Genomic DNA, 24,046 nt, shown 5'->3' with positions numbered 1-24,046 from the left:
GCGCGCTCGTTTCGCCTTGTTCATCTTCTTGACTCTCCTTGCTTGAGTTTAAACGCTCAGCAAGGGATTCGTTTTTCGGGAGCAAGCTCAGGGATCTGGCAGGGATACACGAAGACTTCCAGTTCGGATATTCATATGATCCGGAAGGGACATGAATTCCCCGATGTCCGCACGCTGACCCCTCGGGAGCAAGCGGAACGGAAGCAATACACGAATTTGTTTGAGCCGGGTCAGTGGATGTGGGTAAAGGAATATGTGGAGCCGGAGTGGATGAAGGAAGGCTGACCTGAAAATTGCAGCACGGGCGGCGGGGCTTCCGACAACAATCTCGCGTTGCGGGACGTCCCCGCCCGCATCCCGGTGTATCGCTTCTGGCCTTCGTGCGACGTGGCATGGCGCGCTCAGCGCCACGTCGCCCGTACGCCGTCTCGCGTTACCGCTCGATCTGCCGGTTCCACCGCGTATCCCACTGCGCACGGCGCGCGTTGATCGCGGTCCAGTCGACCACGGTCACCTTGCGCACCAGGTCGTCGACGTTGCCGAGACTCTGCTGCATCGCGGCCGGCATCTTCGCGAGACGGTTGGTCGGGATCTGCTTGCCGGCCTCGGCCGCCTTCGTTTGCGCGGGCGCGGACAACAGGAACTGAGCGAGCTTCTGCGCGAGTTGCGGGTCGGGATTGTTCGCGACCACGCACAGGTCGACGAGCAGCAGCACCGGACCTTCCTTCGGGTTCGCATACGCGACCGGGATGCCCTTGTCCTGCAGGTCGCCGACGCCGGTCGGCGTCAGCGGGAACAGGCCGGCCTCGCCGGTCTGCACCATCTCCGAGATCTTCGCCGAGTTCGGGATGTACTCGACGACGTTCGGCCCGACCGTGCTCGCCCACTTGCCGAAGCCGGGCTCGACGTTCTGTTCGTTGCCGCCGAGCAGCCGGTTGATCGCGAGGAAGCCGTGCAGCCCGAACGTGCTGCTAGACGCCGACTGGAACACGACCTTGCCCTTGTATTTCGGATCGGCGAAATCCATCCACGACGTCGGCGGCGCCCAGCCTTTCTCGGCGAACAGCTTCTTGTTGTAGGCGATGCCGGTCATCCCGAGCTGCACGCCCGCGCCGACGTCGTCCTTCATCCGCGCGAACGGGTACAGCTCCTTCAGCACCGGCGAATCGTCGAGCTTCTGGCACACGCCAAGGCTCACCGCGCGCGCCATCACGCCGTCGTCGAGGAACGCGACGTGGATCTGCGGCTTGTTGCGGTTCGCGAGCAGCTTCGCGAGCACGTCCGACGACGTGCCGGGCACGATCACCACCTTCACGTTGTTCGCCTTCTCGAAGTCGGGCAGCACCTGGCTCGTATAGGCCTTTTCCATCGGCCCGCCGTTCATGCCGACGTAGATCGTCTTCGTTTGCGCGTACGCGGGCGCGCCGACGCCTGCGATGCAGAGGGCGGCGGCGGCCGCGATCGTTCCGAGCAGTTTCATCTTTGTGTTTCCTCTTGACGGAAAGGGGCGGCCGGCATGGCTTGGGGGAAGAAGCGGCCGATCGAGAATGCATCGAGTGGCGTGGCGGTTTCGCCGGTGGTGACCAGATCGGCGAGCACGTCGCCGACGCCCGGCGCGAGCAGGAAGCCGCCGCCGGAAAAGCCGAACGCATGCAGCAGGTTCGGCGTGGTACGGCTCGCGCCGATGATCGGGTTGTGGTCGGGCGTACAGCCTTCGACGCCGCTCCACGTGCGGATCAGCAGCGCGTCGCGCAATGCGGGCAGCAATGCGCAGGCGTCGCGCATCACCGCGCGCGTCGTGTCGACCGACGGCTGGCCGAACTCGCCGTCGCCGCGGCCGCGGCCGCCGCCGATCACGCAGTTGCCGCGCGCGACCTGGCGGGCGTACACGCCGCCGCCATACACGCCGAGGTTGTGCGCGATGAACGGCGGTAGCGGCTCGGTCACCCACATGTTCGGGTAGATCGGCTCCATCGGTACGGCCTCGCCAAAGCGTTCGGCGATCGTGTTCGCCCATGCGCCGGCCGAATTGATCAGCCACGTCGCGGTGTGCGCGCGACCGCCCGCCTGCAAGTGAAAACGTGCGCCATCGTGATGAACCGCGTCGACAGGCGTGTGCTCGAACACGTCCGCGCCCGCTGCGCGGGCCGCGCGCGCGAACGCGGGCGACACGAGGCGCGGGTTCGCATGGCCGTCGGTCTCGCACAGCGAGCCGCCGAGCGCCGCGCGGCCGAGCCACGGGTAGCGGCGGCGGAACGCGTCGCCGCGCATTACCTGCAGCGGCAAGCCGTGTTCGCCGGCGAGCACGGCGTATGCGTCGAGCGCGTCGAGATCGGCATCGCTGCGCGCGAGCCGCAAGTGGCCGGACACGACGAATTCGCCGTCGATGCCGATCAGTTCGGGCAGGTGATTCCAGATGCGCCGCGCCCGCAGCGCGAGCGGCAATTGCTCGGCCGGGCGGCCCTGGCAGCGCACGCCGCCGTAGTTCACGCCGCTCGCCTGCGCGCCGCAGTCGCGCCGCTCGAACAGCCCGACGCGCAGTCCGCGGTGCGTGAGCGCAAGTGCGGCCGACGCGCCGACGAGGCCGCCGCCGACGATCGCGACGTCGTAATGCCGGATCTCACTCATCGCGCGCCTCGTCGGGAATCGCCGCGACGTCGTCGCCCGCGAGCGCGGCCGAGATCGGGAACGGCTTCACGGGTGGTTGCGCACGCAACCGCCCGACGTCGGCGAGCGGCCGGCCGGTTTCGGCGGCCAGCACGAGCGCGGCCGCGTCGCCGCACATGCGGCCCTGGCAGCGGCCCATGCCGACGCGGGTCAGCGCCTTCAGCCGGTTCAATTCGGTCGCCGCGCCTTCGCGCACGCAGCGGCGCAGCGTGCCCGCGTCGATCTCCTCGCAGCGGCACACGATCGTGTCGTCGGGGCAGCGGGCAACCTGTTCGGCCGGCGGCGCGAACGCCGCCTCGAGGCCCGCGCGGAATGCGCCGATGCGGGCGAGCGTGCGCTCGAGCGCCGCCGCGTCGGGCTGGCCGGGCGGCGAGCGCGATGCGACGCCGGCATCGTCGAGCAGCGCGAGCGCCGCACGCCGGCCCGACGCTTCGGCCGCGTCGGCGCCTGCGATGCCCGCGCCGTCGCCGGCGACGTAGACGCCACGTACCGACGTGCGACCGGCCGCGTCGCGTTCGGGCAGCCACGCGCGATTGAGCGGGTCGAATTCGAACCGGCAGCCGGCGAGATCGGCGAGCTGCGTTTCGGCGCGCAGGCCGAAGCCGAGGCCGAGCGCATCGCAGTCGAGCACGCGCGGTGGCGTGGGCTGCGCGTCGTCTCCGGCGGCGCGCCATGCGAGCCCCGTCACGTGCTGGTCGCCGAGCACGCGTTCGAACGTGACACCCGTTTCGATCGCGACACCATGCGCACGCAGCCAGCCGTTGTAGTAGAGCCCTTTCGCGAAGATCGACGGCATGCGCAGCAGCGCGGGCGCGGCGGCGGCCTGGCGGCGCAGCGGGCTCGTGTCGAGTACGGCCGCGACGTGTGCGCCGGCCTTCGCATACTGGTAAGCGACGAGGTAAAGCAGCGGCCCGGTGCCCGCGAACACGATGCGTCGGCCGATCGCGCAGCCCTGCGCCTTCAGCGCGACCTGCGCGCCGCCGAGCGTATAGACGCCCGCGAGCGTCCAGCCGGGCACGGGCAGCATGCGGTCGGTCGCGCCGCTCGCGACGATCAGGTGCGAGTACGGCACCGTCACTTCGCGGCCGTCCTGCAGCGTGTCGACGCGGCCCGCGCCGCACGACCACGCCAGCGTGTTCGGCCGATAGTCGATGTGCGGCAGCAGCGCGGCCATCGTCCGGTGCACCGCGTCGGCCTTCGCGGCCTCGAAGCCGTACAGCGTGCGCTTGCCGCGCACGAACGCGGCGTCGGCCGGCGGTTGACGATAGATCTGTCCGCCCCAGCGCGCGTTCTCGTCGATCACGACCGGGCGCAGCCCGGCGTCGACGAGTGCCTCGGCCGCGCGCACGCCGGCCGGCCCCGCGCCGACGATCACCGGTTGCAGTGCGGCGCTCACGATGCGTCTCCGGTCGCGGCCGGCCGGGCGGCCGTGAGAATCCGCATGCCGTCGGCGATCGGCGTCGAGCACGCGCGCACGCGTGCGCCGGCTTCGGTGCGCACCCAGCAATCCTGGCATGCGCCGATCAGGCAGAAGCCCGCGCGCGGCAGGCCGCTGAATTCGCTGGTACGCACGCGGCGCTGCGCGACGAGGATCGCGGTGAGCACGGTGTCGCCGGCAAGCGCGTGCGCAGGCCGGCCGTCGAGCATGAACGCGACGGCGGCGCGCTCGCGTTCGGCGACGCGCACGAACTGCGCGCCGTCGTCCGCGATGCCGGGGGAACGGGAAACGGGAGTCGTCATCAATGTTGGCCGATCAGGATGCGGTTCAGGCCGTACACGCGATCGAGCAGCAGCATCGCGCCGGCGGTGATGAAGATGACGAGCGCCGATACCGACGCCATCATCGGATCGATCGATTCGGTCGCGTACATGTACATGCGTACGGGCAGCGTGACCGTCTGCGGCGACGTGACGAAGATCGACATCGTCAGCTCGTCGAAGCTGTTGATGAACGCGAGCAGCCAGCCGCCGGTGATGCCCGGCACGATCATCGGCAGCGTGATCCGGCGGAACGTCGTCCACGGGTCCGCGCCGAGCGAGCACGCGGCCTGCTCGATGCTGCGGTCGAGGCCCGCGACGGACGCGAGCACGAGCCGCATCACGAACGGCGTGATGACGATCATGTGCGCGAGCACCAGCCACGCGAACGAGCCGGTCGCGCCGATCAGCGCGAAGAAGCGCAGCAGCGCGATGCCGAGCACGAGACCGGGAATCACGAGCGGCGACAGCAGCAGCCCGTTCAGGAATGCGCGGCCGGGAAACGTCGCGCGGCCGATCGCGAGGCCGGCCGGCAACGCGATCGCGAGCGACAGTGTTGCCGACGCGAACGCGAGCTTCACGCTGTTGACGAACGCGGTGACGAAGTCGGGATAGTCGAGGATCGCGCGGAACCAGCGCAGCGACACGCCGCGGGTCGGCAGCGTCAGCGTTTCGCTGGGCGTGAACGCGACCAGCACGACGATCGCGAGCGGCGCGAGCACGAACAGGATCACGAGCGTGTGGAAGGCAAGGGCGAAGGGGCCGTTCTTTCTCATCGCGATGCGCCTCCGAGGCTGCGCGCGTAGCGGCGTTCGAGCACGCGGTAGTAGGTGAGCATCACGACGAGGTTCGCGGCGAGCAGCAGCACCGCGATCGTCGCGCCGAGCGGCCAGTTCAGCGAGCCGAGGAATTCGTCGTAGACGGCCGTGGCCGCGACCTTCAGCCGGCGTCCGCCGAGCAGGCCCGGAATCGCGAACGCGCTCGCCGACAGCCCGAACACCATCAGGCTGCCCGACAGCACGCCGGGCATCAGTTGTGGCACGACGATGCGGCGCAGCGTCGTGAACGGCGACGCGCCGAGCGACAGCGCCGCGTGTTCGGTCTGCGGATCGAGCCGCTGCAGCGCGGTCCACACGGGAATCACCATGAACGGCAGCATCACGTGCACCAGCGCGACCACGATCGCGAACGTCGTGTATTCGAGCTTGTACGGCCCGAGCCCGACGAGCCCGAGCGCCTGGTTCACGAGGCCGCTCGTGTTCAGCAGCATGCTCCAGCCGAACGCGCGCACGACCACCGACACGAGCAGCGGCGCGAGGATCGCGAGCAGGAACAGCGAACGCCACGGGTCGCGCATCTTCGACAGCACGTACGCTTCCGGCGTGCCGATCGCGACGCAGATCGCGGTCGTCAGCGCGGCGATGCCGAACGTGCGCGCGAAGATCGTGTGGAAGTACGACGAGCCGAGCACTTCCGCGTAGTTGCCGAACTGGAACGCGGCGATCGGGCCGGTGGCCGGGTCGAACCGGTAGAACGTCAGCACGAACGTCATCGCGAGCGGCGCGAGCACGAGCGCGGCGAACAGCGCGAAGGCCGGCGCGCACATCAGCCACAGCGGCGCGTGGGCGCGCCAGCTCGCACGCGGCGCGTTACCGCCGACGGTGCGGAGCGATACCGCATCGGCGGCGGCCGGGGCGGCCGCGAGCCCGGCCGGCGCGCCGTCGGTCGAGAGCGGGCGGGAAGGCTGTCCCATTCAGGCCTCCCGGCGCATCACGCGCACGGCGTCGCTGTGCCAGTCGATGCCGACCGGCGCGCCTTCCTCGAGCGGCTCCGCGCCTTCGTTCTGGCAGCACACGAGCACTTCGCCGAGCGCGCTGTCGACGCGGTACAGCCACTGGCTGCCGAGGAAGAAGCGGCTCGTGACGGTCGCGGCGAAGCGGCCGGCGTCGGGCGCGCACAGCCGCAGCTTCTCGGGGCGGATGCAGACCGACACCGCGTCGCCCACGCGCACGTCGCGTTCGCGCGGCGGCAGGTGCGCGGTGCGGCCGGTCTCGGCGAGATCGTGTCCGAGGTCGATGCGGATCGCGTCGCCGTCGTGTGCGACGATCGTGCCGGGCAGCAGGTTCGCCTTGCCGATGAACTGCGACACGAAATGATTCTCCGGGCGTTCGTACGCGCGGTACGGCGTATCGGTCTGCGTGATGCGGCCGGCTTCCATTACGACCACGCGGTCGCTGATCGACAGCGCTTCCGACTGATCATGCGTGACCATGATCGTCGTCGTGCCGATCTTGCGCTGGATCGCGCGCAGCTCGAACTGCATGTCCTCGCGCAGCTTCGCGTCGAGGTTCGACATCGGTTCGTCGAGCAGCAGCACCGGCGGCTCGATCACGACCGCACGCGCGATCGCCACGCGCTGCCGTTGGCCGCCCGACAGCTCGCGCGGAAAGCGGTGTGCGAGCGCGTCGAGGCGCACGAGCGCGAGCGCCGCGCGGATGCGCTCCGTGCGCTCGGCCTTGTCGACGCCGCGCATGTCGAGGCCGAAGCCGACGTTCTCCGCGACGCTCATGTGCGGAAACAGCGCATAGCTCTGGAACACGATGCCGAGCCCACGGCGGTTCGGCTTCAGGTGCGTGATGTCCTGCCCGTCGAGCGCGATGCGGCCGCGCGTGACGTCGACGAAGCCGGCGATCATCTGCAGCGTGGTGGTCTTGCCACAGCCGGACGGCCCGAGCAGCGACACGAATTCGCCTTGTTCGACCGACAGGTTGACGCCCGCGACGGCGGTGAGTTCGCCGAAGGTTTTCGTCAGATCCGTAAGCGTGAGAAACGACATGGGGAGCTCCGGGTTCGCACACCGCATGGCCGGTGCGCCGATGACGCGGACTCTAGCCAGCCATATTTGGGAGCGTCAATTTCGAATTCTGCTGAACGGGATGAATTTCTGAAAAATTCCATTGAATGGAACGAATGCGAAAATCGCCTGCGAATCATTCCGGTGGGTGAGGGGCGGCCGAGCCGCAAAACGTGCGCGTCAATCCCGTGCACACCCGGATGCCCGCGGATTTTCGACCGGACGACAATGGCGGCTAGCGTATTCCGTTCAATGAAATCGTCGAGGAGAGCCGGCATGCAGGAACCCCATTCGACCGGAACGTCGCCGGCAGCCCGGACGCCGCGCCCGGACGAGGACGCCGTCGACCCGGCCGACCCGGCCGATGCGGCCGGCGCGCCGGGCACCGGCATGCTGCAGCGTGCGTTCGCGATCCTGCGCGCGCTGGCCGGCATGCAGCAGGACGGCGTGCGCGTCACGCATCTGGCGAAAGCCGTCGGCCTCACGCAGGGCACCGCGCACCGGATCCTGCAATCGCTGATCGCCGAAGGGATGGTCGAACAGGACGAGCAGTCGAAGCTGTACCGGCTGAGCGTCGACTTCTTCGCGCTCGCCGCGCTGGCCGGCAACCCGAGCAGCATGCGCACGCTGTGCCGGCCCGCGCTGCTGCGACTGTGCGCGAGCCTCGGCGAAACCATCTTCCTGCTCGTGAAGAGCGGCTTCGACGCCGTGTGTCTCGACCTGTGCGAAGGGCCGTTTCCGATCCGCTCGTTTACCGGCGACATCGGCGGGCGCATCGCGCTCGGTGTCGGGCAGGGCAGCCTCGCGATCCTCGCGTTCCTGCCCGAGGCCGAACGCGAGGAGGTGATCCGCTTCAACGTGCCGCGCATCCGCGGCTACGGCGTGCTCGACGAGGTGTATCTGCGCACCGAGATCGAACGCGTGCGGCAACTCGGCTACGCGGGCCGCAACAGCGGCGTGCTCGACGGGATGGCCGGCGTCGCGGTGCCGATCCTCGATCGCACCGGCTATCCGGTCGGCGCGCTGAGCGTCGGCACGCTCGCGTCGCGGCTCGGTGACGATCGGATGCCGATGGTCGTCGAACTGCTGCGGCGGCAGGCCGATGCGATCGGGCCGCGCACCAATCCGTTCGACGCCGCGTTGCGGCGGCCGATGCACGGGTTATCGGGGAAAACCATCTAGCGCGCGTCGCGCGTTGCCGTTTCATCGGCTTACTCGAGCAAACCATTCACGTCCGATCGACGCGCGCAGGGTCCAGCGGACCTGCGCGCTTTTGTTTTTTAGCGGCGTCGCTGCGCACCCTGAATGACGTTTTTCGAGGGTTATACGACCTTTGAGCCCTCTACCTCCCGCTCCATACTTCACGTGAACGATCGAGCCGGAACAAGCACGCAACCACCATCGCGTGTCGCGTATCCGGCCTGGTCACTCACCACATGAAAAGGAACGGAAGATGCGACTCAAGGGTAAATCGGCGCTGATCACGGGCGGCACCAGCGGCATCGGTCTGGCCACCGCGAAGCTGTTCATTGCAGAAGGCGCGCGCGTCGCCGTGACGGGGCGCGACGAGGCGGTATTCCAGCGCGTGAGGGCAGCGCTCGGCGAGCAGGCGATCGTGCTCAAGGGCGACGTACGGTCGCTCGACGACATGCGCGCGATTGCCGCCGAGGTCGACGAGACGTTCGACGGCCTGGACGTCGTGTTCGCCAACGCGGGCTGGGCTTTCCCGTCCGCCGTCAACGACATCGACGACACGCTCTACAACGACATCATGGACGTCAACGTCAAGGGCGTGGTGGTCACGCTTCAAGCAGCGCTGCCGTACTTGCGCGAAGGTTCGTCGGTGGTCCTCAATACCTCGTTCGTCGATCAGACCGGCAAGCATGGCATCTCGTTGACCGCGGCGGCGAAGGCCGCCGTGCGATCGCTGGCCCGCAGCTGGTCGTACGAATTTCTCGACCGGAAAATCCGGTTCAACGCGATCGCGCCCGGCCCGATCGATACGCCGCTGCTCTCCAGGTGGGGCAAGCCCGACGAATGGGTGCGCGAGCGCAAGGCCGAATTCGCGGAAGCGAATCCGGCGGGCCGCATGGGCACGGCCGACGATATCGCGTACGCGGTGCTTTATCTCGCCAGCGACGAATCGTCGTACGTCGTCGGCACTGAACTGGTCGTCGATGGCGGTGCGTCGCAGCTTTAAGCCGGCGCGTCACGCTTCCCGAGCCCGGCACGCCATCCCGGCTCATCCCCATCCCGATTTCACGTCCGCCACGCCGTTCGCGGTGGCGGTTATTCGATCCGGCCCGGCGGGGTTGCACTCGCCCATGGGCCGAAGTGCAAGGAGCAATCATCTTGACCGACAGTAGCGATAACCATGTGTCCGCCGGACAACTCACGCGGGCAGGCCGTTCGCGCCGCGATGTCCTGAAGTTCGGCAGCGCCGCCACGCTCGGCGCCGTGCTGGGCGGCGGCGCGTTGCTCGGGCACGCGACGCCTGCGCCGGCGCAAACGAGCCGCGCAGGGCTGCTCGCGCCGAACGCGCCGCTCGACATCCTGATCGTCAACTACGACGGCGGCACGCTGCTCGACTTCGCGGGCCCCAGCGAGATTTTCCACCGGCTGCCGAATACGAACGTTCGCTACGCGAGCCTCGATGGCGGCAACGTGACGCTCGAATTCGGCGTCGTGTACGGCAAGACCGAACGGCTGGCCGATATCGACAAGACCGACGTGATCCTCGTGCCGGGCGGCTCCGATTTGTCGGCGCCGATGCGGCCGGCGTATCAGGCGCAGATCCGGCGTCTCGCGGAAAGCGCGAAACACGTGACGTCGGTGTGCAACGGCTCGCTCGTGCTCGCCGCGACGGGCGTGCTCAACGGCAAGCGCAGCGCGTGCCATTGGGCGTTCGTCAACAAGCTGGCCGAATACGGCGCGATTCCCGTTCCCGATCGCTTCGTCGAAGACGACAATGGCCGCTTCATGAGCGGCGGCGGCGTGACGGCGGGCATCGACTTCGCGCTGCGCGTGGCGTCGAAGCTGCGCGGCCGGCAGGCGGCCGAGTACACGCAGCTCGTCGTCGAATACGATCCCGACCCGCCGTTCCACTCCGGTCATCCGAGAGATGCACGACCCGAACTCGTCGCGTTGGTCGACAAGAAGCTGCCCGGCGCATCAAAGGGACTCGCACGCGTTCCCGGCGTCCGCTGACACGCTTGCCGGCGACGCGTGCAGCGTCGCCGCCTCTTCAATTCAAACCCGATTCGGAAATCATTCGATGCGACAGATTCATCTTTGTACGGCTGCGCTTGCAGCGTGCGTGTCCTTTTTTGCATTCACGGCGCCGGCTGTCGCCGGTGGCGCGCAACGCCTGCCCGAAGCGGCCATCAAGGCCGAAAACGCGCGATGGGCGGATGCCTTTGCGCGAGGCGACTACGACGCGATCGGCCGCCTCTATACCGACGACGGCACGCTCTTGCCGCCGGGGGGCGACAAAGTCACCGGGCGCCGCGCGATCACCGACTACTTCATCAACGGATATGCGGGATCGAAGCCCGGCACCGTATCGTTCAGCAACTATGAGTTCTACGGTAACGACCGGGTCGTGACGGAGGTATCGGATGCGGAGGTTCGCGATCACGACGGAAAGCTCAAGGTCCGCGCGAAGCAGACGCTCGTCTTCCTGAAGCAGGGCGGTACGTGGAAGCTGCATCGCGACATGTGGAACGCTTATCCGCCCGTCAAGGATTGACGACGGTTATCGACGTCCGGAGAAACGGCGCGTTGTGTACCCACGCGCCACTCACCCGTTGGCAAGACGTCAACCACGCGGCGCGCCGATCGGCAGGCGGTCGATCAGCGCGCTGCCTTCGACCTGCTCTCGCGTCGAACCGCTTGCGGCGGGTGTCCGAGCAGCTTGATGAAGGCTCGGCGCATCCGTTCCGGATCGGTGAAGCCGACCGCCAGCGCAATCTGCTCGATCGGTTCGCTGCCGCCCTGCAGGCGCAGCCTCGCGGCTTCGACGCGCAAGCGCTCGACGGCCCTCGCGGGTGTTTCACCGGTTTCCCGGCGAAAGGCGCGCCCGAACTGCCGCACACTCAAGCTCGCCGCATCGGCGAGCCGCTCGACCGGCAACGCCTCGGCAAGATGTTCGCGCGCGAAATTCAGCGCGATGCGGATGCGATCCGATTCCGGCTCCATCTGCGACATCGCGGAGAACTGCGACTGCCCGCCGGGCCGACGATACGGAACAACCAGCAGCCGCGAGACCTCGCGCGCAATCTCCGTGCTCATGTCGCGTTCGATCATGCCGAGCGCGAGATCGATGCCGGACGCGATGCCCGCCGACGTCCAGACGCGGCCGTCGACGACATAGATACTGTCGCCGTCGACCCGCGTGCGAGGGAAGCGCGACTGCAATTGCGCGGCGTAGCGCCAGTGCGTTGCCGCTCTCAACCCGTCGAGCGAGCCGGTTTCCGCAAGCAGAAATGCGCCCGTACACACGCTGGCGACGCGCGACGCCTTGGCGGCCAGTTTGCTGGCTGCGGCGATATTGTCCGATGTCTGCATCGGCGCGATATCGCCGCCGACGAACACGACGGTGTCGAACGCACGCCTTCCGACCGGCTTCGTGTCGATCGAAAGGCCGGTATTGCCGGGAATCGGGCCGCCGGACGGCGAGATGACGTGAAGATCGTAGGGCGTGTGGCCGGCGGCCGTGGCGACTTGATTGAAGGCCGACAATGGGCCGCCAAGATCGAGCGCATCATAGCCGCGGCAAACGAAGAATCCAATTCGATGCATGACGAAGCAATTGATCGATAACCCCGGAATGGCGGATTTTACCGGGGGCCCCTCGAAATGTGTCGTTTGACGCGAAACGAGGGAAAAACGTCGTTTACGCCGTCATCAATCAACTGTATTCGTTTGCGTCGCATCGATGCGATGCCGACAGAAAGCGACGCTCAGCGACGGTAGATGAACTCCAGATCGGTCGATTCGCCGACCTTGAAATCGTACGTACCGACACGCTTGAAGCCTGCCTTCTCGTAGAACGCGATGGCCTTCGCATTGCCCGACCACACGCCCAGCCATACCGGGCCGGGGCGCGTCGCGGCGAGATACGCGAGCGCGGTGTCGAACAACGCGCGTCCGGCGCCGGTGCCCTGCGTGCCGCGGCGCAGGTAGATCTGATGGATCTCGCCCGAACCGTCCGCGACTTCCGGGTGCGGCAGTTTGCACGGCCCCGCGTGCGCATACCCGACCAGCGTGCCGTCGTCGCCTTCCGCGACCCACGTGCGGCACCGCGGGTCGCCGAGCTGCCCGGTGATCGCGGCCACCGAGTAGGTACGGGCTTCGTACTCGGCCAGATCGTCCGGCGGGTAGTCGATGCCGAATCCGTCCTGCAGAAAGGTTTCGCGAAACGTATCGCGCTTCAATTCGGCAAGCGGGACGGCATCGGCCAGGGTCGCAACGCGGATCAACATTGAGCTTTTCTCGGTTCGGTGTCGGGCCGTCAGTTTATCGCGGGCGATGTCGGGCAGACGCGTCGTCACGTGCTAACCGGCGACCTTGCAGTCGGACGCGCGACGATCTCGTTCATGGGGAGATTCGCAGGTTGCGCGATCGCTTCCGGTTCGAGCGCGATGCTGCGCATGGTCGCGCAGTCGGCTTCACGATTCGGCGGGAAAGCGCCAATTTTGCAGCGCAGCGAAACGCGGCGACGCTTACCCCTGCCGCGCACGCGGAACCAGCCGAAACCGCCGGTGCGGCAATCATGCGGATGCCGATGGTTGACCGCCGTCGGACATGCTAGGATTTCCGTCAAACAACTCCGGAGACTGCGATGCCGTTCATCTGCGAAAACGTCGAATGTCGTGCCGTGCTGGCTCGCGGACAGGTCAGGCACCATCAGGAGGGGGCGGGCTGGTGCTTCTACTGCCCGGACTGCAACACCCGAAACGAGTTGATGAATGTCGGCACGGTCAGCGGCCCCGTCGAGCTGGTTCAGCCGGAGCGGGCCAGCCCACCGCACAGGGTCGTCGCGACGGCCCGACCGCTGGATGACGGCCGATACGCGGCGCAATTGAGCGTCCAGCGGGCGCTCGCCGTGAAAGGCACCTACGCGGCCGAAGAGCACTGGGATCAGCTCGGCGTATTCGGCGACGCGCAGGAAGCCGTCGCGCATGCGAAGTCTTTCGCGACGGATTTGCTGCAGCGCGTGGCATAGTCGGCAGTTTCCGTGAACGAACAAGGGGCGTCGCGCATTCGTGCGCGACGCCCCTTTGCGATTTCCGCGCGCGTTCGTCAGTGGTCGATATCGAACGAGAAGGATGGCTTCCCGATCCGGTGAGACGTGCCGCTCTGAATCCGGCGTGCGAGAAAGCCGCGTAAGGTCACGCAGCCGGCGCCTGCACCGCGCGTGCCTGTTCGCGGGCCGCGACGAGTTCCCGGATCCGCGCACGGTCGGCCGGCGTGACCGGCGTGAAGATCACGAGGCTCAGGTCCGGGCTGCCGGTGACCGAGAACGCCGAGTATTCAAGCGCGATCCGGCCGGCTTGCGGATGGCGAATCTCCTTCGTGCCTTCGTCGTGCGTACGGATATCGTGGTCGCGCCACATCGCATCGAATTCGGCGCTCGTCGCGCGCATCTCGTCGACGAACGCCTGCACGCTCTGCGTCGCGCCGCTGCGCGCGACGTCCGCACGAAACGCGCCGACCGCGAACCGCGCGACGCGCTCCCAGTTAGGCTGCGCGTAACGGACACCCGCGTCGACGAAGATCAGCCGCAGGATGTTGCGCGCGGCCGGCGGCAGCGTCGCATAGTCGGTGAGCGTCGCGGCCGCCGCGTCATTCCACGCGGCGACGTCCCACGTCGCCGTGCGGACGATCGCGGGGCTCGCGTCGAGCGAATCGAGCACGTGCTGCAGGCGCGGCGTCACGCTGGCGGGCGCGTGATAGCGCACTTCGGGCGGATGGCCGACGCCGAGCAGGAACAGGTGTTCGCGTTCGGCGTCGTTGAGCATCAGCGCGCGGGCGAGCCGGTCGAGCACGTCGGCCGACGGTGCGCCGCCGCGGCCCTGTTCGAGCCACGTGTACCACGCGGCGCTCACGTGCGCGCGCTGCGCGACTTCCTCGCGCCGCAGGCCCGGCGTGCGGCGGCGCGTGGCCGGCAGCCCGAGCGCGGTCGGGTCGAGCTTCTCGCGGCGGTCCCGCAGGTACGCGCCGAGCAGGTTGTCGGAGGCGTCAGCCATATCCTGTTAGTTCGTTTACCAGTAAACCTTCACGGCTTCACCGCGAGCGGCCATCGACCGATAGTAAGCCTCCATTTCATCCGGAGGTGCTGAACATGCGTGTCTTTGTTACGGGAGCGTCGGGATTCGTCGGCTCGGCCGTCGTCGCCGAACTCGTGGCCGCCGGGCACTCGGTGCTCGGGCTCGCGCGGTCCGATGCGGCCGCGGCAGCGGTTGCCGCAGCCGGCGCGGACGTCCATCGCGGGTCGCTGGAAGATCTCGACAGCCTGACGCGCGGCGCCGAAGCCGCCGACGCGGTGATCCACACGGGATTCAATCACGATTTCTCGCGCTTCGCGCAGAACTGCGAACTCGACCGCCGCGCGATCGACACGATCGGTGCGGTGCTCGCCGGCTCGGCGCGGCCGCTGGTCGTCACGTCGGGCCTCGCGCTCGTCGCGCCCGGCCGTGCGGCGACCGAGGACGATCCGCACGTGCCGGTGTCGGACCACTATCCGCGTGCGTCCGAAGCGACCGCGGTCGCGCTCGAAGCGCGCGGCGTGCATGCGTCGGTCGTCCGCCTGCCGCCGTCCGTGCATGGCGACGGCGATCACGCGTTCGTGCCGCGCCTGATTGCGTTCGCGCGGGAGAAGGGCGTATCGGCGTTCATCGGCGACGGCGCGAACCGCTGGCCGGCCGTGCACCGGCTCGACGCCGCGCGCGTGTACCGGCTCGCGATCGAACGCGGCGCGGCCGGTGCGCGCTATCACGCGGTCGACGATACGGGCGTGCCGTTCCGCGAGATCGCCGACGTGATCGGCCGGCGGCTGAACGTGCCGGTCGTCGCGAAGTCGGTGGCGGAGGCCGGCGAGCACTTCGGCTGGTTCGCGATGTTTGCGGGGATGGATGCGCCCGCAACCAGCGAGCGCACGCGAGCATCGCTCGACTGGGCGCCGACGCAGCCGCGGCTGCTGGCCGATATCGACCGGCCGCGGTATTTCGAAAACTGACGGACGGCGCGCGGCGCGCAGCATGCGCGGCTCGGGCCGCGACGAACCCCATTCACGTCGCGGCCGCCCGCCTGCCGTGCGTCACTCGACCGGATGCAGGTCCTGCAGCAGCGTCGGCAGCAGCTCCGACACGGTCGGATGGATATGCATCGCACGGCTGATCGTCGTGTACGGCGCGCCGGCGGCCATCACGTCGAGAATCCCGTGCACGACCTCGTCGCCGGTCACGCCCAGGATCGACGCGCCGAGAATCGCGTGGTTGTCCGCGTCGACGATTACCTTCATGAAGCCCTGGCTCTCGCCTTTCTCGACCGCCCGGCCGACGCGCGTCATCGGGCGCGTGCCGACCAGCAGCCGGCGGCCCGTCTGCTTCGCTTCCGCGAGCGTCATGCCGACGCGGCCGAGCGGCGGATCGATGTACATCGCATAGGCCATGATGCGGTCGGACACCTTGCGCGGATCGTCGTCGAGCAGGTTCGCCGCGACGATCTCGTAGTCGTTGTACGCGGTGTGCGTGAACGCGCCGCGCCCGTTGCAGTCGCCGAGCGCCCAGACGCCGGGCACGTTCGTGCGCAACTGCTCGTCGACGGTGATGTAGCCGCGCGCGTCGGTGTCGATGCCCGCGCGGTCGAGCCCCAGATCGTCGGTGTTCGGCACGCGCCCGACCGCGAGCAGCAGGTGCGAGCCCGCGACCTCGCGGCCGCCGCCCGCGCAGTCGAGGCCGACGACGATGCCGTCGCCGTCGCGGCGCGCGCTCAGGCAGTTCGCGTCGAGCTGCACGTCGATTCCTTCCTTTTCGAGGATCTCGCGCACGGCCTGCGACACGTCTTCGTCCTCGCGGCGAATCAGGCGCGAACCCTTCTCGACGATCGTGACCTTCGAGCCGAAGCGGCGGTACATCTGGCCGAATTCGAGCCCGACGTAGCTGCCGCCGACGATCACGAGATGGTCGGGCAGGAAGTCGACGTCCATCATCGTCGAGTTGGTCAGGTACGGCACCGAGTCGAGGCCCGGCATCGCGGGCACCTGCGCACGTCCGCCGACGTTGATGAAGATGCGTTCGGCTTCGAGCACGTCATCGCCCACGCGCACCGCGTTCGCGCGTTCGAAGCGGGCATGACCCTGAAAGACGGTCGCGTGGTCGAGGCCGCGCACCCATTGCTCGACGCCGTGGTTCGAGCGGCCCGAGATCTGGTCCTTGCGCGCCTTCACCGCTTTCATGTCGACGGTGACGGGGCCGCCGACCGACACGCCGTATTCGCTGGCGCGCCGTGCGAGCTGCGCGGCGTACGCGCTCGCGATCAGCGTCTTGGTCGGGATGCAGCCGGTGTTCACGCAGGTGCCGCCGAAGCGACCGCGCTCGACGATCGCGACTTTCATGCCGGCGCCGGCGAGCCGTGCGGCGAGCGGCGGCCCGGCCTGGCCGGTGCCGATGACGATCGCATCGAAGTGTTGCGTCATGACGTCCTCCTGTGCGGGGCAACGAGGAAAGGGGCAGGCGCAAGCCGCATGCCGTGCCGGCGGTCGTGCGGGCGACGAGCGCCTATGGTAGACCTGTTGGCCGGGGGCCGCGAGCAGCAGGCGGGCGATGCGGCGCGTCGCATTGAAAAACGGCGCCGCCGCGGGCGTGGATGCGTACCGGGAGGCTAGTCCTTGCGTTTCCACTGCCCGAACGACACCGGCCGGTGCGCGTCGGCGCGCGTGACGGTGACGTGGTCGGGCTTGTCGTCGAGCGGAAACGATTCGGTGACGATCTGGCTCGAAAACAGCCAGCCGTGCGTGCGCGGATCGTAGCGGAACGTGATGTAGTCGGTCCAGTGCTGGCCGCATGCGACGGAGTTCTGCACGGTGAAATAGCGGCCTTTCACCGACAAGCCATTGTCGGCCGCGTCTTCAGGATCGAAAGGGTCGCACTGGCCGCCTTCGTTCGCGCGCAGTACGACCTGGTCGTTGCGGGCGGCGAGCCGGTAGGTGTGGTCGGCCTGTTCCTCGTAGATCAGCAGCGGGCGCGGCGACGGCTGCTCGCGCGTATCGATCGCGCGATGCACGACGACGAGAAAGCTGTGCCGCCCGTTGTCGAGATCGGGGCCGGCGTGCGCGATCAGCGGTTGGTAGCCGGCCGGCAGTTGCGCGGCGATCGACTTCGGCAGGGTGTCGGCGTGGACGCCGAACGAGAGGGCGGCGAGTAGCGGTAGCAGCAGGGCGGAAAGGCGAAGAGCGCGCATGGCGGGCGGTTTGATCGAAAGGATGAAGGGGATGAGCCGCGCGGCGTTACAGATTGCACCCGGGAAACGCGGCGCCAGCCGCCGGATTTCGGCGCGCATCGTCCTGGAATTCGACGCTGGCGGTCGGGCCCACGACGTACTCGCGAAAGATCGCTTCGACAGCGGCGGCGCCGTCGGGATAGCGGGCGACGCGGATCTCGATCATGGGGCGGCACGGGATGACGGGAAAGAGGGCCAGCATAGCAGCGCACCGCCGCTTTCGGCCAGGCGCGAAGCGTGCCAGAATCGACGGCTCGACCGTCGGAAACGACACGCAGGCGCCGGCGCAGCGGCGTCGCTGACCAAGGAGACTTCGATGACCGCATCGGCTGCCGTACTCGCCATCCTGGCTGCGCTGTTCCTCGGCGCGATGATTCCGGGCCCGAGCTTCGTGCTGGTGGCGCGCAATTCGATCGGGCTGTCGCGTCGCGACGGGCTGGCCACCGCGCTCGGCATGGGCATCGGCGGCATCGTGTTCGGCGGCGTCGCGCTGGCCGGGCTCTACACGCTCCTGCAGGCCGTCGAATGGCTGTATGTGGGCCTCAAGGTCGCGGGCGGCATGTACCTGATCTACATGGCGTCGAAGATCTGGCGCGGCGCCGACCGGCCGATCGCGATGGACGATCCGCAGGCAATGGCGGGCGGCAGCGCGCGCAAGTCGTTCTGGACCGGCCTCACGACCCAGCTCAGCAACCCGAAGACGGCGATCTGGTACGGCAGCATCTTCGCGGCGCTGCTCCCGCAGCATCCGCCGCTGTGGTGCTACCTCGTGCTGCCGCCGCTCGTGTTCGCGGTCGAATTCGGCTGGTACACGCTCGTCGCGCTGTGCTTCTCGACGCGCCGGCCGCGCGAACTCTACCTGCGCGCGAAGAAATGGGTCGATCGCATCGCGGCCGGCGCGATCACGCTGCTCGGGCTGCGGCTGATCCTGAATGCGCCGAAAGCGGGGATCTGAGCGCTTCTTTATCGGCACGTGGCGGCGACCGGCCATGGCCGTCGCCGGTTAGCGGCGGGAATCGGCCGGCCCGCCCGGGCCGCTCGCCCCGGCGCGCGTCGGCATCCCGAATTCCAAGATTACCGATTCATCGTTAGGCCATGGTCACGCGTGGCTTGCGGAACGCCCGCACCCGTCGCGGCGGCTCGGCCCGTTCATCATTCATGCCGGGCTGGCACGCCACACACAACGCATGGCTTCCCGATGGCGCGGCCGCTCGCCGGCCGCCGCCGACCGTGTTTCTCGCCCCTCGCCACCGCCCGCCGAGCCTTGCCCCACGGGCGTTCCCGTGTGTCGCCCAGCACGCCGAACCGCGCCGCTTCCCCGATTCTGGCGGTCGAGCGCCCGACGACGTGTAAACTGCTGCCTTTTTTGACGGTTTGCAGCATGGTGCAAGCATCTCCGCGCCCGGCGTTGAGCGGTCCGACGCTCGTCCGGCTGCTCGCGCGCCTGGCCGATGCCGACGTCGCGGAATCCCGGCAGACGCTGTCCGACCGGCTGAGCCAGTGGCTCGGCTGGACCGACGCGATCACGCTGTCGTCCGCGCTGAATGCGAGCCCGCCGGGCGTCGCGGCCGGCGTGCGCGGCTACGACGCCGAGCGCGACTGCGCGCGCGTGCGCCACGACCTCGCGCAGGCGATCACGGCCACCAACCGGCCGCGGGCGCGGCGCCGGCCCGGCGACTTGCCGCCGCCGGCCGCCGACACGGCCGATTTCGCGGACTTTCGCCAACGGTATCTGACCCTGCAGCAGGACATGGAAACGGCGATCGGCCAATTGCGCGGCCGCCTGCGGGTCGCGCTCGCCGCGCGCTCGTCCGGAATGGCGCGGCTCGCGACGCTCGACACGATCATGGAGCGCGTGCTCGGCGCGCGCGAGCGCAGCCTGCTGTCGGCCGTGCCCACGCTGCTCGGCACGCGCTTCGCGCGGCTGCGCGACGCGGAGCGGCAGGCGCTGGCCGAGGCTGACGCCGTGGCCGCGGCCCCCGCTGCGCCCGACGCCGCCGACGCGTCCGCTCCGGCCGATGAAGGCGCGGTGGCCGACACCCCGACCGTCGCGGCGATCGTGCCCGGCGCATGGCTCGATACGTTTCGCGACGAGATGCAAAGCATCCTGCTTGCCGAACTCGAAGTCCGGTTTCAAACGGTAGACGGGCTGCTCGCGGCCCTTCGCACCTGCTAATCAACACGCTATGTCCAGAATTCGCCTTGATCTCGTTGTCTTCGTCGCCGGTCTGCTCGCAGTGGGCTGGATCGGTGCCGGCTATGTCGCGTCGAACCCGTTGGCGGCGGCCGTCACGCTGCTGATCGGCGCGTGCTACGTCGCCGGCGCATGGGAGCTGCTGCGCTTCCGGCAGGCGACCGCCACGCTGTCGCGCGCGGTCGCCGGCCTGACCGAGCCGCCGGCGAAGCTCGACACGTGGCTCGACACGCTGCATCCGGGCCTGCGCGGCGCGGTGCGCGCACGGGTCGAAGGCGCGCGCGTCGCGCTGCCGGGGCCGGCGCTCACGCCTTACCTCGTCGGCCTGCTGGTGCTGCTCGGCATGCTCGGCACGCTGCTCGGGATGGTCGTCACGCTGAAGGGCACGGGCGCCGCGCTCGAAAGCGCGACCGATCTCGATGCGATCCGCGCGTCGCTGATCGCGCCGGTGAAGGGGCTCGGGTTTGCATTCGGCACGTCGATCGCCGGCGTCGCGACGTCCGCGATGCTCGGGCTGTTGTCCGCGCTCGTGCGCCGCGAACGGATCGACGCGGCCCAGCAGCTCGACGCGAAGATCGCGACGACGCTGCGCGTGCATTCGTCCGCACATCAGCGCGACGAATCGTTCCGGCTGCTGCAGCGCCAGGCCGACGTGATGCCGGCGCTGGTCGACCGGTTGCAGACGATGATGACGACGCTCGAGGCGCGCAGCGTCGCGTTGCACGATCGTCAGCTCGAAAGCCAGCAGGCGTTTTTCGACCGGACCGAGCGTGCCTATGCGGGCTTGGCGTCGAACGTCGGCGACGCGCTGAAGGAAAGCGCCGCCGAAAGCGCGCGCGTGGCCGGCGCCGCGTTGCAGCCGGTCGTCGCCGCGACGATGACGGGGCTCGCGCAGGAGATGGCCGCGCTGCGCGATACCGTGACGGGCGCGGTGCAGCGTCAGCTCGACGGGCTGACCGAAGGCTTCGAGAAGACCACCGGCCACGTGACGGCTGTCTGGAACCGTGCGATCGACGAACAACGTCAGGCGGGCAACGCCGTCGCGCAGCAGTTGCAGACGACGCTCGGCCAGTTCACCGACACGTTCGCGCAGCGTTCGTCGGATCTGCTCGACGGCGTCGCGATGCGTCTCGAATCGACCGAAGGCCGCCTGTCGGACGCATGGCGCGACGCGCTGGCGCGCCAGGAGCAGGTCGGCGAGACGCTGGCCGGCCAGCATGCGCGCGCGCTGGGTGAGGCCGCCGCGACGTTCGAACGCCATTCGGCCGCGACGCTCGCCGCGATGCAGGAGTCGCATGCCGGCTTGCAATCGCAACTGGCGGCACGTGACGAAGCGCGTCTGTCCGCGTGGAACGATTCGCTGGCTGCGATGGCCGCGAAGCTCGGCGAAGAATGGCAGCGTGCGGGCGCGCACAGCGCGGGCCGTCAGCAGGAAATCTGCGACGCGCTTGCACAAACGACGCGTGACCTTGCTGCACAGGCGTCGACGTTCGAACAACGCTCGACCGATCTTCTGTCGACGATCCGCGAGTCGCACACCGGTCTGCAATCGCAACTGGCGGCACGCGACGAAGAACGTCTGTCGGCATGGAACGATTCGCTCACCGCGATGGCCGCAAAGCTCGGCGAAGAATGGCAGCGCGCAGGCGTGCATAGCGCGGGCCGTCAGCAGGAAATCTGCGACGCGCTCGCGCAAACGACGCGCGATCTCGCCGCACAGGCGTCGACGTTCGAACAACGCTCGAACGATTTGCTGTCGACGATTCGCGAGTCGCATACGGGCCTGCAATCGCAACTGGCGGCACGCGACGAAGAACGTCTGTCGGCATGGAACGATTCGCTCGCCGCGATGGCCGAAAAGCTCGGCGAAGAATGGCAGCGCGCAGGCGTGCACAGTGCCGGCCGTCAGCAGGAAATCTGCGACGCGCTCGCGCAAACGACGCGCGATCTCGCCGCACAAGCGTCGACGTTCGAACAACGCTCGAACGATTTGCTGTCGACGATTCGCGATTCGCATACGGGCCTGCAATCGCAACTGGCTGCACGCGACGAAGAACGCCTGTCGGCATGGAACGATTCGCTCGCCGCGATGGCCGCCGCGCTGCGCGACGAATGGGCGCAGACGAGCGCGCAAGCCGCCGCGCGCCAGCAGGACATCTGCGACACGCTGACCCGCACCGCGAACGCCATCACCGCGCAGGCGCAGGTGCATGCGAGCGACACGATCAACGAAATCTCGCGCCTCGTGCAGGCCGCGTCGGAAGCGCCGAAGGCCGCGGCCGACGTCGTCGCCGAGCTGCGCCAGCGCCTGTCCGACAGCATGGTGCGCGACACCGCGATGCTCGACGAACGCAGCCGCCTGCTCGCGACGCTCGAAACGCTGCTCGGCGCGGTCAACCACGCGTCGACCGAACAACGCACCGCGATCGACGCGCTCGTCAGCACGTCGGCCGATCTGCTCGACCGCGTCGGCGCGCGCTTCAACGACACCGTCGACGCCGAAACCCGCAAGCTCGATTCGGTGGCCGCGCAGGTCACGGCGGGCGCCGTCGAAGTGGCGAGCCTCGGCGATGCGTTCGGGATGGCGGTGCAGGTGTTCGGCGAATCGAACGACAAGCTGCTGACGCATCTGCAGCGCATCGAGGCCGCGCTGGAGAAATCGCTCGCGCGCAGCGACGAACAGCTCGAGTACTACGTCGCGCAGGCGCGTGAGGTGATCGACCTGAGCGTGATGTCGCAGAAGCAGATCGTCGACGACCTGCAGCAGCTCGCCGGCCGGCGAGCGCCCGTCGGAGCGTAACGCATGCACGACGAAATCGACGGCGGCGCGCAATCGGCGCCGGTGTGGCCCGCGTTCGCCGACCTGATGTCGGTGTTGCTCGGCGCGTTCGTGCTGATCCTCGTCGGCGTGATCGGCATGCAGCTCCAGCTCACGTCGAAGCTCGAGGAAGCGGTGCGCGCGCGCCAGCTCGAGGCGCAGCAGCGCAAGTCGCTCGAACAGGCGCTCGCCGGGCCGCTCGCGGCCGGCCGCGTGACGCTCGTGAACGGGCGCATCGGCATCAGCGGCAACGTGCTGTTCGCCCTGAACTCCGACCAGTTGCAGCCCGCGGGCCGCGACCTGCTGAAGACGCTGGCGGTACCGCTCGCCACCTACCTGAAGACGCGCGACGAGATTCTGATGATCAGCGGCTTCGCGGACGACCAGCAGGTGCACGCCGGCAACCGCCTGTTCGCGGACAATTGGGAACTGTCGGCCAAGCGCGCGTTGACGGTCACGCGCGCGATGATCGATGCCGGCGTGCCGGCCTCGTCGGTGTTTGCGGCCGCGTTCGGTTCCGAACAGCCGGTCAGCTCGAATGCGGACGATGAAGGCCGCGCGAAGAACCGCCGCGTGGAGATCGCGCCGGTGCCGCGCAAGTCGGCGTCGAACGGAGGAAAGGCCAAGTGACGGGCGAAGCGACGCACGCGCGCGCGACGCTCGACGCATGGCGCGAGCAGGGCGCAGACCGGCTCGATCCGGTGCGCTTTCACCGGATCGACGCGCTCGAGAAGCGCGCGGCCGTGCTCGATGGCGACGCGCGTGCGTTGCTCGATGCGCGACTTGCAACGCTGATCGAAGGGTTTGCGGAGATCGTCGCGCGCGCCGGTGAAGCCGCAGCCACGTGTGAGACGTCGGCAGGTGCGCCGGCGCGTGGCGCGCTTGCCGCGCTCGTCGCAGGGCTCGGCCGCGATGCGCAGGCCGACCGGCGCGGGCTCGATCCCGAACTGGTCGACTACTTCCGCGCGATGTGGTCGAAGGTCCGCACTGAGCAGCAGTATCGCCAGTCGCTCGACCAGGTGCCGCGCAACGCGGGGCCGCTCAATTCGAACAGCCTCGTGCACCGGTCGCTCGCGACGATGCGCGAGCTGTCGCCCGAATACCTGCAGCAGTTCCTGTCGTACGTCGATGCGCTCGCCTGGCTCGAGGATCTCGCGGGCGGCGGCGCGCAGCCCGAGAAGGAAGCGCCGCGCGCGAAGGCGGCCAAACCGGCGAGAAAGACGACGCGCGCGAAGGCGCGATAACGCCACGG

The 24,046-nt window shown here is 68.5% G+C and carries 25 protein-coding genes and 1 pseudogene; 13 read left to right on the top strand and 13 right to left on the bottom strand.

Annotated features, from left to right (window positions below; all coding sequences use genetic code 11):
* Positions 1–285, top strand: a pseudogene (locus tag HWX76_RS36525) (hypothetical protein); the annotation flags it as partial.
* A 148-nt stretch (positions 286–433) separates the two neighbouring features.
* Here the strand turns inward: HWX76_RS36525 and HWX76_RS03835 are convergent.
* Genes HWX76_RS03835 through HWX76_RS03805 form a run of 7 tightly spaced genes read right to left on the bottom strand, consistent with a single transcriptional unit; the run spans position 434 to position 7,261 of the window.
* Positions 434–1,480 carry an ABC transporter substrate-binding protein gene (locus HWX76_RS03835; protein WP_124554454.1) on the bottom strand — a complete coding sequence of 349 codons (1,047 nt, stop codon included), beginning with the start codon at positions 1,478–1,480 and terminating at the stop codon, positions 434–436.
* Complete coding sequence (locus HWX76_RS03830) at positions 1,477–2,628, bottom strand: FAD-binding oxidoreductase (protein WP_050014434.1); 1,152 nt, start codon at positions 2,626–2,628, stop codon at positions 1,477–1,479. The genes HWX76_RS03835 and HWX76_RS03830 overlap by 4 nt, the downstream gene beginning before the upstream one ends.
* Complete coding sequence (locus HWX76_RS03825) at positions 2,621–4,063, bottom strand: NAD(P)/FAD-dependent oxidoreductase (RefSeq protein WP_176015507.1); 1,443 nt, start codon at positions 4,061–4,063, stop codon at positions 2,621–2,623. Before HWX76_RS03825 ends, HWX76_RS03830 begins: the two co-directional genes overlap by 8 nt.
* Entirely contained in the window at positions 4,060–4,407 is a 348-nt protein-coding gene (locus HWX76_RS03820) for a (2Fe-2S)-binding protein (RefSeq protein WP_089489047.1), read from the bottom strand. The genes HWX76_RS03825 and HWX76_RS03820 overlap by 4 nt, the downstream gene beginning before the upstream one ends.
* Complete coding sequence (locus HWX76_RS03815) at positions 4,407–5,201, bottom strand: ABC transporter permease (RefSeq protein ID WP_050014437.1); 795 nt, start codon at positions 5,199–5,201, stop codon at positions 4,407–4,409. The genes HWX76_RS03820 and HWX76_RS03815 overlap by 1 nt, the downstream gene beginning before the upstream one ends.
* The gene (locus HWX76_RS03810) at positions 5,198–6,178 is read right to left on the bottom strand and encodes an ABC transporter permease (RefSeq protein ID WP_050014438.1); all 981 of its coding nucleotides are present in this window, start codon (positions 6,176–6,178) and stop codon (positions 5,198–5,200) included. The genes HWX76_RS03815 and HWX76_RS03810 overlap by 4 nt, the downstream gene beginning before the upstream one ends.
* On the bottom strand, positions 6,179–7,261 hold the full coding sequence (locus tag HWX76_RS03805; protein ID WP_050014439.1) for an ABC transporter ATP-binding protein: 1,083 nt from the start codon (positions 7,259–7,261) through the stop codon (positions 6,179–6,181). It abuts the gene before it with no gap.
* 294 nt (positions 7,262–7,555) lie between these two features.
* Here HWX76_RS03805 and HWX76_RS03800 point away from each other — a divergent pair, with 294 nt between their 5' ends.
* The 4 genes from HWX76_RS03800 (at position 7,556) to HWX76_RS03785 (ending at position 11,027) form a co-directional block, all read left to right on the top strand.
* A complete protein-coding gene (locus HWX76_RS03800; protein ID WP_089489049.1) occupies positions 7,556–8,461 on the top strand; it encodes an IclR family transcriptional regulator in 906 nt (301 codons plus the stop codon).
* A 271-nt stretch (positions 8,462–8,732) separates the two neighbouring features.
* Entirely contained in the window at positions 8,733–9,479 is a 747-nt protein-coding gene (locus HWX76_RS03795; protein ID WP_124630834.1) for an SDR family oxidoreductase, read from the top strand.
* Between the two features lie 152 nt (positions 9,480–9,631).
* Positions 9,632–10,486: a DJ-1/PfpI family protein gene (locus HWX76_RS03790; protein WP_050014444.1), complete on the top strand. Its 855-nt coding sequence runs from the start codon at positions 9,632–9,634 to the stop codon at positions 10,484–10,486.
* A gap of 67 nt (positions 10,487–10,553) precedes the next feature.
* Positions 10,554–11,027 carry an SgcJ/EcaC family oxidoreductase gene (locus tag HWX76_RS03785; protein WP_050014445.1) on the top strand — a complete coding sequence of 158 codons (474 nt, stop codon included), beginning with the start codon at positions 10,554–10,556 and terminating at the stop codon, positions 11,025–11,027.
* 104 nt (positions 11,028–11,131) lie between these two features.
* Here the strand turns inward: HWX76_RS03785 and HWX76_RS03780 are convergent, their stop codons facing one another.
* Entirely contained in the window at positions 11,132–12,019 is an 888-nt protein-coding gene (locus HWX76_RS03780; protein ID WP_235356238.1) for a helix-turn-helix domain-containing protein, read from the bottom strand.
* On the opposite strand from HWX76_RS03780, the gene HWX76_RS36635 reads away from it, so the two are divergent.
* A complete protein-coding gene (locus HWX76_RS36635; protein ID WP_235356241.1) occupies positions 11,963–12,100 on the top strand; it encodes a hypothetical protein in 138 nt (45 codons plus the stop codon). The genes HWX76_RS03780 and HWX76_RS36635 overlap by 57 nt on opposite strands.
* Positions 12,101–12,240: 140 nt before the next feature.
* Here the strand turns inward: HWX76_RS36635 and HWX76_RS03775 are convergent, their stop codons facing one another.
* Positions 12,241–12,762, bottom strand: a complete 522-nt coding sequence (locus HWX76_RS03775; protein WP_050014447.1) for a GNAT family N-acetyltransferase — start codon at positions 12,760–12,762, stop codon at positions 12,241–12,243.
* A gap of 359 nt (positions 12,763–13,121) precedes the next feature.
* Between HWX76_RS03775 and HWX76_RS03770 the strand changes: the two genes are divergently transcribed.
* Positions 13,122–13,505, top strand: a complete 384-nt coding sequence (locus HWX76_RS03770) for a hypothetical protein (RefSeq protein ID WP_050014449.1) — start codon at positions 13,122–13,124, stop codon at positions 13,503–13,505.
* Positions 13,506–13,671: 166 nt separating this feature from the next.
* Here the strand turns inward: HWX76_RS03770 and HWX76_RS03765 are convergent, their stop codons facing one another.
* Complete coding sequence (locus HWX76_RS03765; RefSeq protein ID WP_176015506.1) at positions 13,672–14,529, bottom strand: helix-turn-helix transcriptional regulator; 858 nt, start codon at positions 14,527–14,529, stop codon at positions 13,672–13,674.
* Between the two features lie 95 nt (positions 14,530–14,624).
* Here HWX76_RS03765 and HWX76_RS03760 point away from each other — a divergent pair, with 95 nt between their 5' ends.
* The gene (locus HWX76_RS03760; RefSeq protein ID WP_176015505.1) at positions 14,625–15,518 is read left to right on the top strand and encodes an SDR family oxidoreductase; all 894 of its coding nucleotides are present in this window, start codon (positions 14,625–14,627) and stop codon (positions 15,516–15,518) included.
* Positions 15,519–15,599: 81 nt separating this feature from the next.
* Here the strand turns inward: HWX76_RS03760 and HWX76_RS03755 are convergent, their stop codons facing one another.
* The 3 genes from HWX76_RS03755 to HWX76_RS36630 all read right to left on the bottom strand — a co-directional run bounded on the left by HWX76_RS03755 (position 15,600) and on the right by HWX76_RS36630 (position 17,984).
* The gene (locus HWX76_RS03755) at positions 15,600–16,979 is read right to left on the bottom strand and encodes an FAD-containing oxidoreductase (RefSeq protein WP_050014451.1); all 1,380 of its coding nucleotides are present in this window, start codon (positions 16,977–16,979) and stop codon (positions 15,600–15,602) included.
* 185 nt (positions 16,980–17,164) lie between these two features.
* Positions 17,165–17,743 (bottom strand): hypothetical protein, encoded by a 579-nt coding sequence (locus HWX76_RS03750; RefSeq protein WP_124594093.1) that lies wholly within the window; start codon positions 17,741–17,743, stop codon positions 17,165–17,167.
* Positions 17,744–17,789: 46 nt separating this feature from the next.
* Positions 17,790–17,984, bottom strand: coding sequence for a hypothetical protein (locus tag HWX76_RS36630; protein WP_244137939.1), 195 nt, complete (start codon positions 17,982–17,984; stop codon positions 17,790–17,792).
* Between the two features lie 114 nt (positions 17,985–18,098).
* Between HWX76_RS36630 and HWX76_RS03740 the strand changes: the two genes are divergently transcribed.
* The 5 genes from HWX76_RS03740 to HWX76_RS03720 all read left to right on the top strand — a co-directional run bounded on the left by HWX76_RS03740 (position 18,099) and on the right by HWX76_RS03720 (position 24,038).
* Positions 18,099–18,737, top strand: coding sequence for a LysE family translocator (locus tag HWX76_RS03740; RefSeq protein ID WP_050014453.1), 639 nt, complete (start codon positions 18,099–18,101; stop codon positions 18,735–18,737).
* Positions 18,738–19,163: 426 nt separating this feature from the next.
* Positions 19,164–19,958 (top strand): DUF3348 domain-containing protein, encoded by a 795-nt coding sequence (locus HWX76_RS03735; RefSeq protein ID WP_176015504.1) that lies wholly within the window; start codon positions 19,164–19,166, stop codon positions 19,956–19,958.
* Between the two features lie 10 nt (positions 19,959–19,968).
* The gene (locus tag HWX76_RS03730; RefSeq protein ID WP_176015503.1) at positions 19,969–22,776 is read left to right on the top strand and encodes a DUF802 domain-containing protein; all 2,808 of its coding nucleotides are present in this window, start codon (positions 19,969–19,971) and stop codon (positions 22,774–22,776) included.
* A gap of 3 nt (positions 22,777–22,779) precedes the next feature.
* Entirely contained in the window at positions 22,780–23,424 is a 645-nt protein-coding gene (locus tag HWX76_RS03725; protein ID WP_050014458.1) for an OmpA family protein, read from the top strand.
* On the top strand, positions 23,421–24,038 hold the full coding sequence (locus tag HWX76_RS03720) for a DUF2894 domain-containing protein (RefSeq protein ID WP_050014459.1): 618 nt from the start codon (positions 23,421–23,423) through the stop codon (positions 24,036–24,038). The genes HWX76_RS03725 and HWX76_RS03720 overlap by 4 nt, the downstream gene beginning before the upstream one ends.
* The last annotated feature ends 8 nt before the right edge of the window (positions 24,039–24,046 follow it).

The sequence above is a fragment of the Burkholderia sp. BCC0398 genome (genome assembly GCF_902833245.1).
Classification (GTDB): Bacteria; Pseudomonadota; Gammaproteobacteria; order Burkholderiales; family Burkholderiaceae; genus Burkholderia; species Burkholderia sola.
The sequence above is the reverse complement of the archived record's forward strand: the minus strand, read 5'-3'. Positions and strand labels throughout refer to the sequence as shown.

Bases quoted from the DNA above. Each gene is read 5' to 3' on its own strand.
- HWX76_RS03835 (WP_124554454.1), bottom strand. From the start codon at position 1,480: ATGAAACTGCTCGGAACGATCGCGGCCGCCGCCGCCCTCTGCATCGCA.
- HWX76_RS03830 (WP_050014434.1), bottom strand. From the start codon at position 2,628: ATGAGTGAGATCCGGCATTACGACGTCGCGATCGTCGGCGGCGGCCTC.
- HWX76_RS03820 (WP_089489047.1), bottom strand. From the start codon at position 4,407: ATGACGACTCCCGTTTCCCGTTCCCCCGGCATCGCGGACGACGGCGCG.
- HWX76_RS03815 (WP_050014437.1), bottom strand. From the start codon at position 5,201: ATGAGAAAGAACGGCCCCTTCGCCCTTGCCTTCCACACGCTCGTGATC.
- HWX76_RS03810 (WP_050014438.1), bottom strand. From the start codon at position 6,178: ATGGGACAGCCTTCCCGCCCGCTCTCGACCGACGGCGCGCCGGCCGGG.
- HWX76_RS03805 (WP_050014439.1), bottom strand. From the start codon at position 7,261: ATGTCGTTTCTCACGCTTACGGATCTGACGAAAACCTTCGGCGAACTC.
- HWX76_RS03800 (WP_089489049.1), top strand. From the start codon at position 7,556: ATGCAGGAACCCCATTCGACCGGAACGTCGCCGGCAGCCCGGACGCCG.
- HWX76_RS03795 (WP_124630834.1), top strand. From the start codon at position 8,733: ATGCGACTCAAGGGTAAATCGGCGCTGATCACGGGCGGCACCAGCGGC.
- HWX76_RS03785 (WP_050014445.1), top strand. From the start codon at position 10,554: ATGCGACAGATTCATCTTTGTACGGCTGCGCTTGCAGCGTGCGTGTCC.
- HWX76_RS03775 (WP_050014447.1), bottom strand. From the start codon at position 12,762: ATGTTGATCCGCGTTGCGACCCTGGCCGATGCCGTCCCGCTTGCCGAA.
- HWX76_RS03770 (WP_050014449.1), top strand. From the start codon at position 13,122: ATGCCGTTCATCTGCGAAAACGTCGAATGTCGTGCCGTGCTGGCTCGC.
- HWX76_RS03765 (WP_176015506.1), bottom strand. From the start codon at position 14,529: ATGGCTGACGCCTCCGACAACCTGCTCGGCGCGTACCTGCGGGACCGC.
- HWX76_RS03760 (WP_176015505.1), top strand. From the start codon at position 14,625: ATGCGTGTCTTTGTTACGGGAGCGTCGGGATTCGTCGGCTCGGCCGTC.
- HWX76_RS03755 (WP_050014451.1), bottom strand. From the start codon at position 16,979: ATGACGCAACACTTCGATGCGATCGTCATCGGCACCGGCCAGGCCGGG.
- HWX76_RS03750 (WP_124594093.1), bottom strand. From the start codon at position 17,743: ATGCGCGCTCTTCGCCTTTCCGCCCTGCTGCTACCGCTACTCGCCGCC.
- HWX76_RS36630 (WP_244137939.1), bottom strand. From the start codon at position 17,984: ATGCTGGCCCTCTTTCCCGTCATCCCGTGCCGCCCCATGATCGAGATC.
- HWX76_RS03740 (WP_050014453.1), top strand. From the start codon at position 18,099: ATGACCGCATCGGCTGCCGTACTCGCCATCCTGGCTGCGCTGTTCCTC.
- HWX76_RS03735 (WP_176015504.1), top strand. From the start codon at position 19,164: ATGGTGCAAGCATCTCCGCGCCCGGCGTTGAGCGGTCCGACGCTCGTC.
- HWX76_RS03730 (WP_176015503.1), top strand. From the start codon at position 19,969: ATGTCCAGAATTCGCCTTGATCTCGTTGTCTTCGTCGCCGGTCTGCTC.
- HWX76_RS03725 (WP_050014458.1), top strand. From the start codon at position 22,780: ATGCACGACGAAATCGACGGCGGCGCGCAATCGGCGCCGGTGTGGCCC.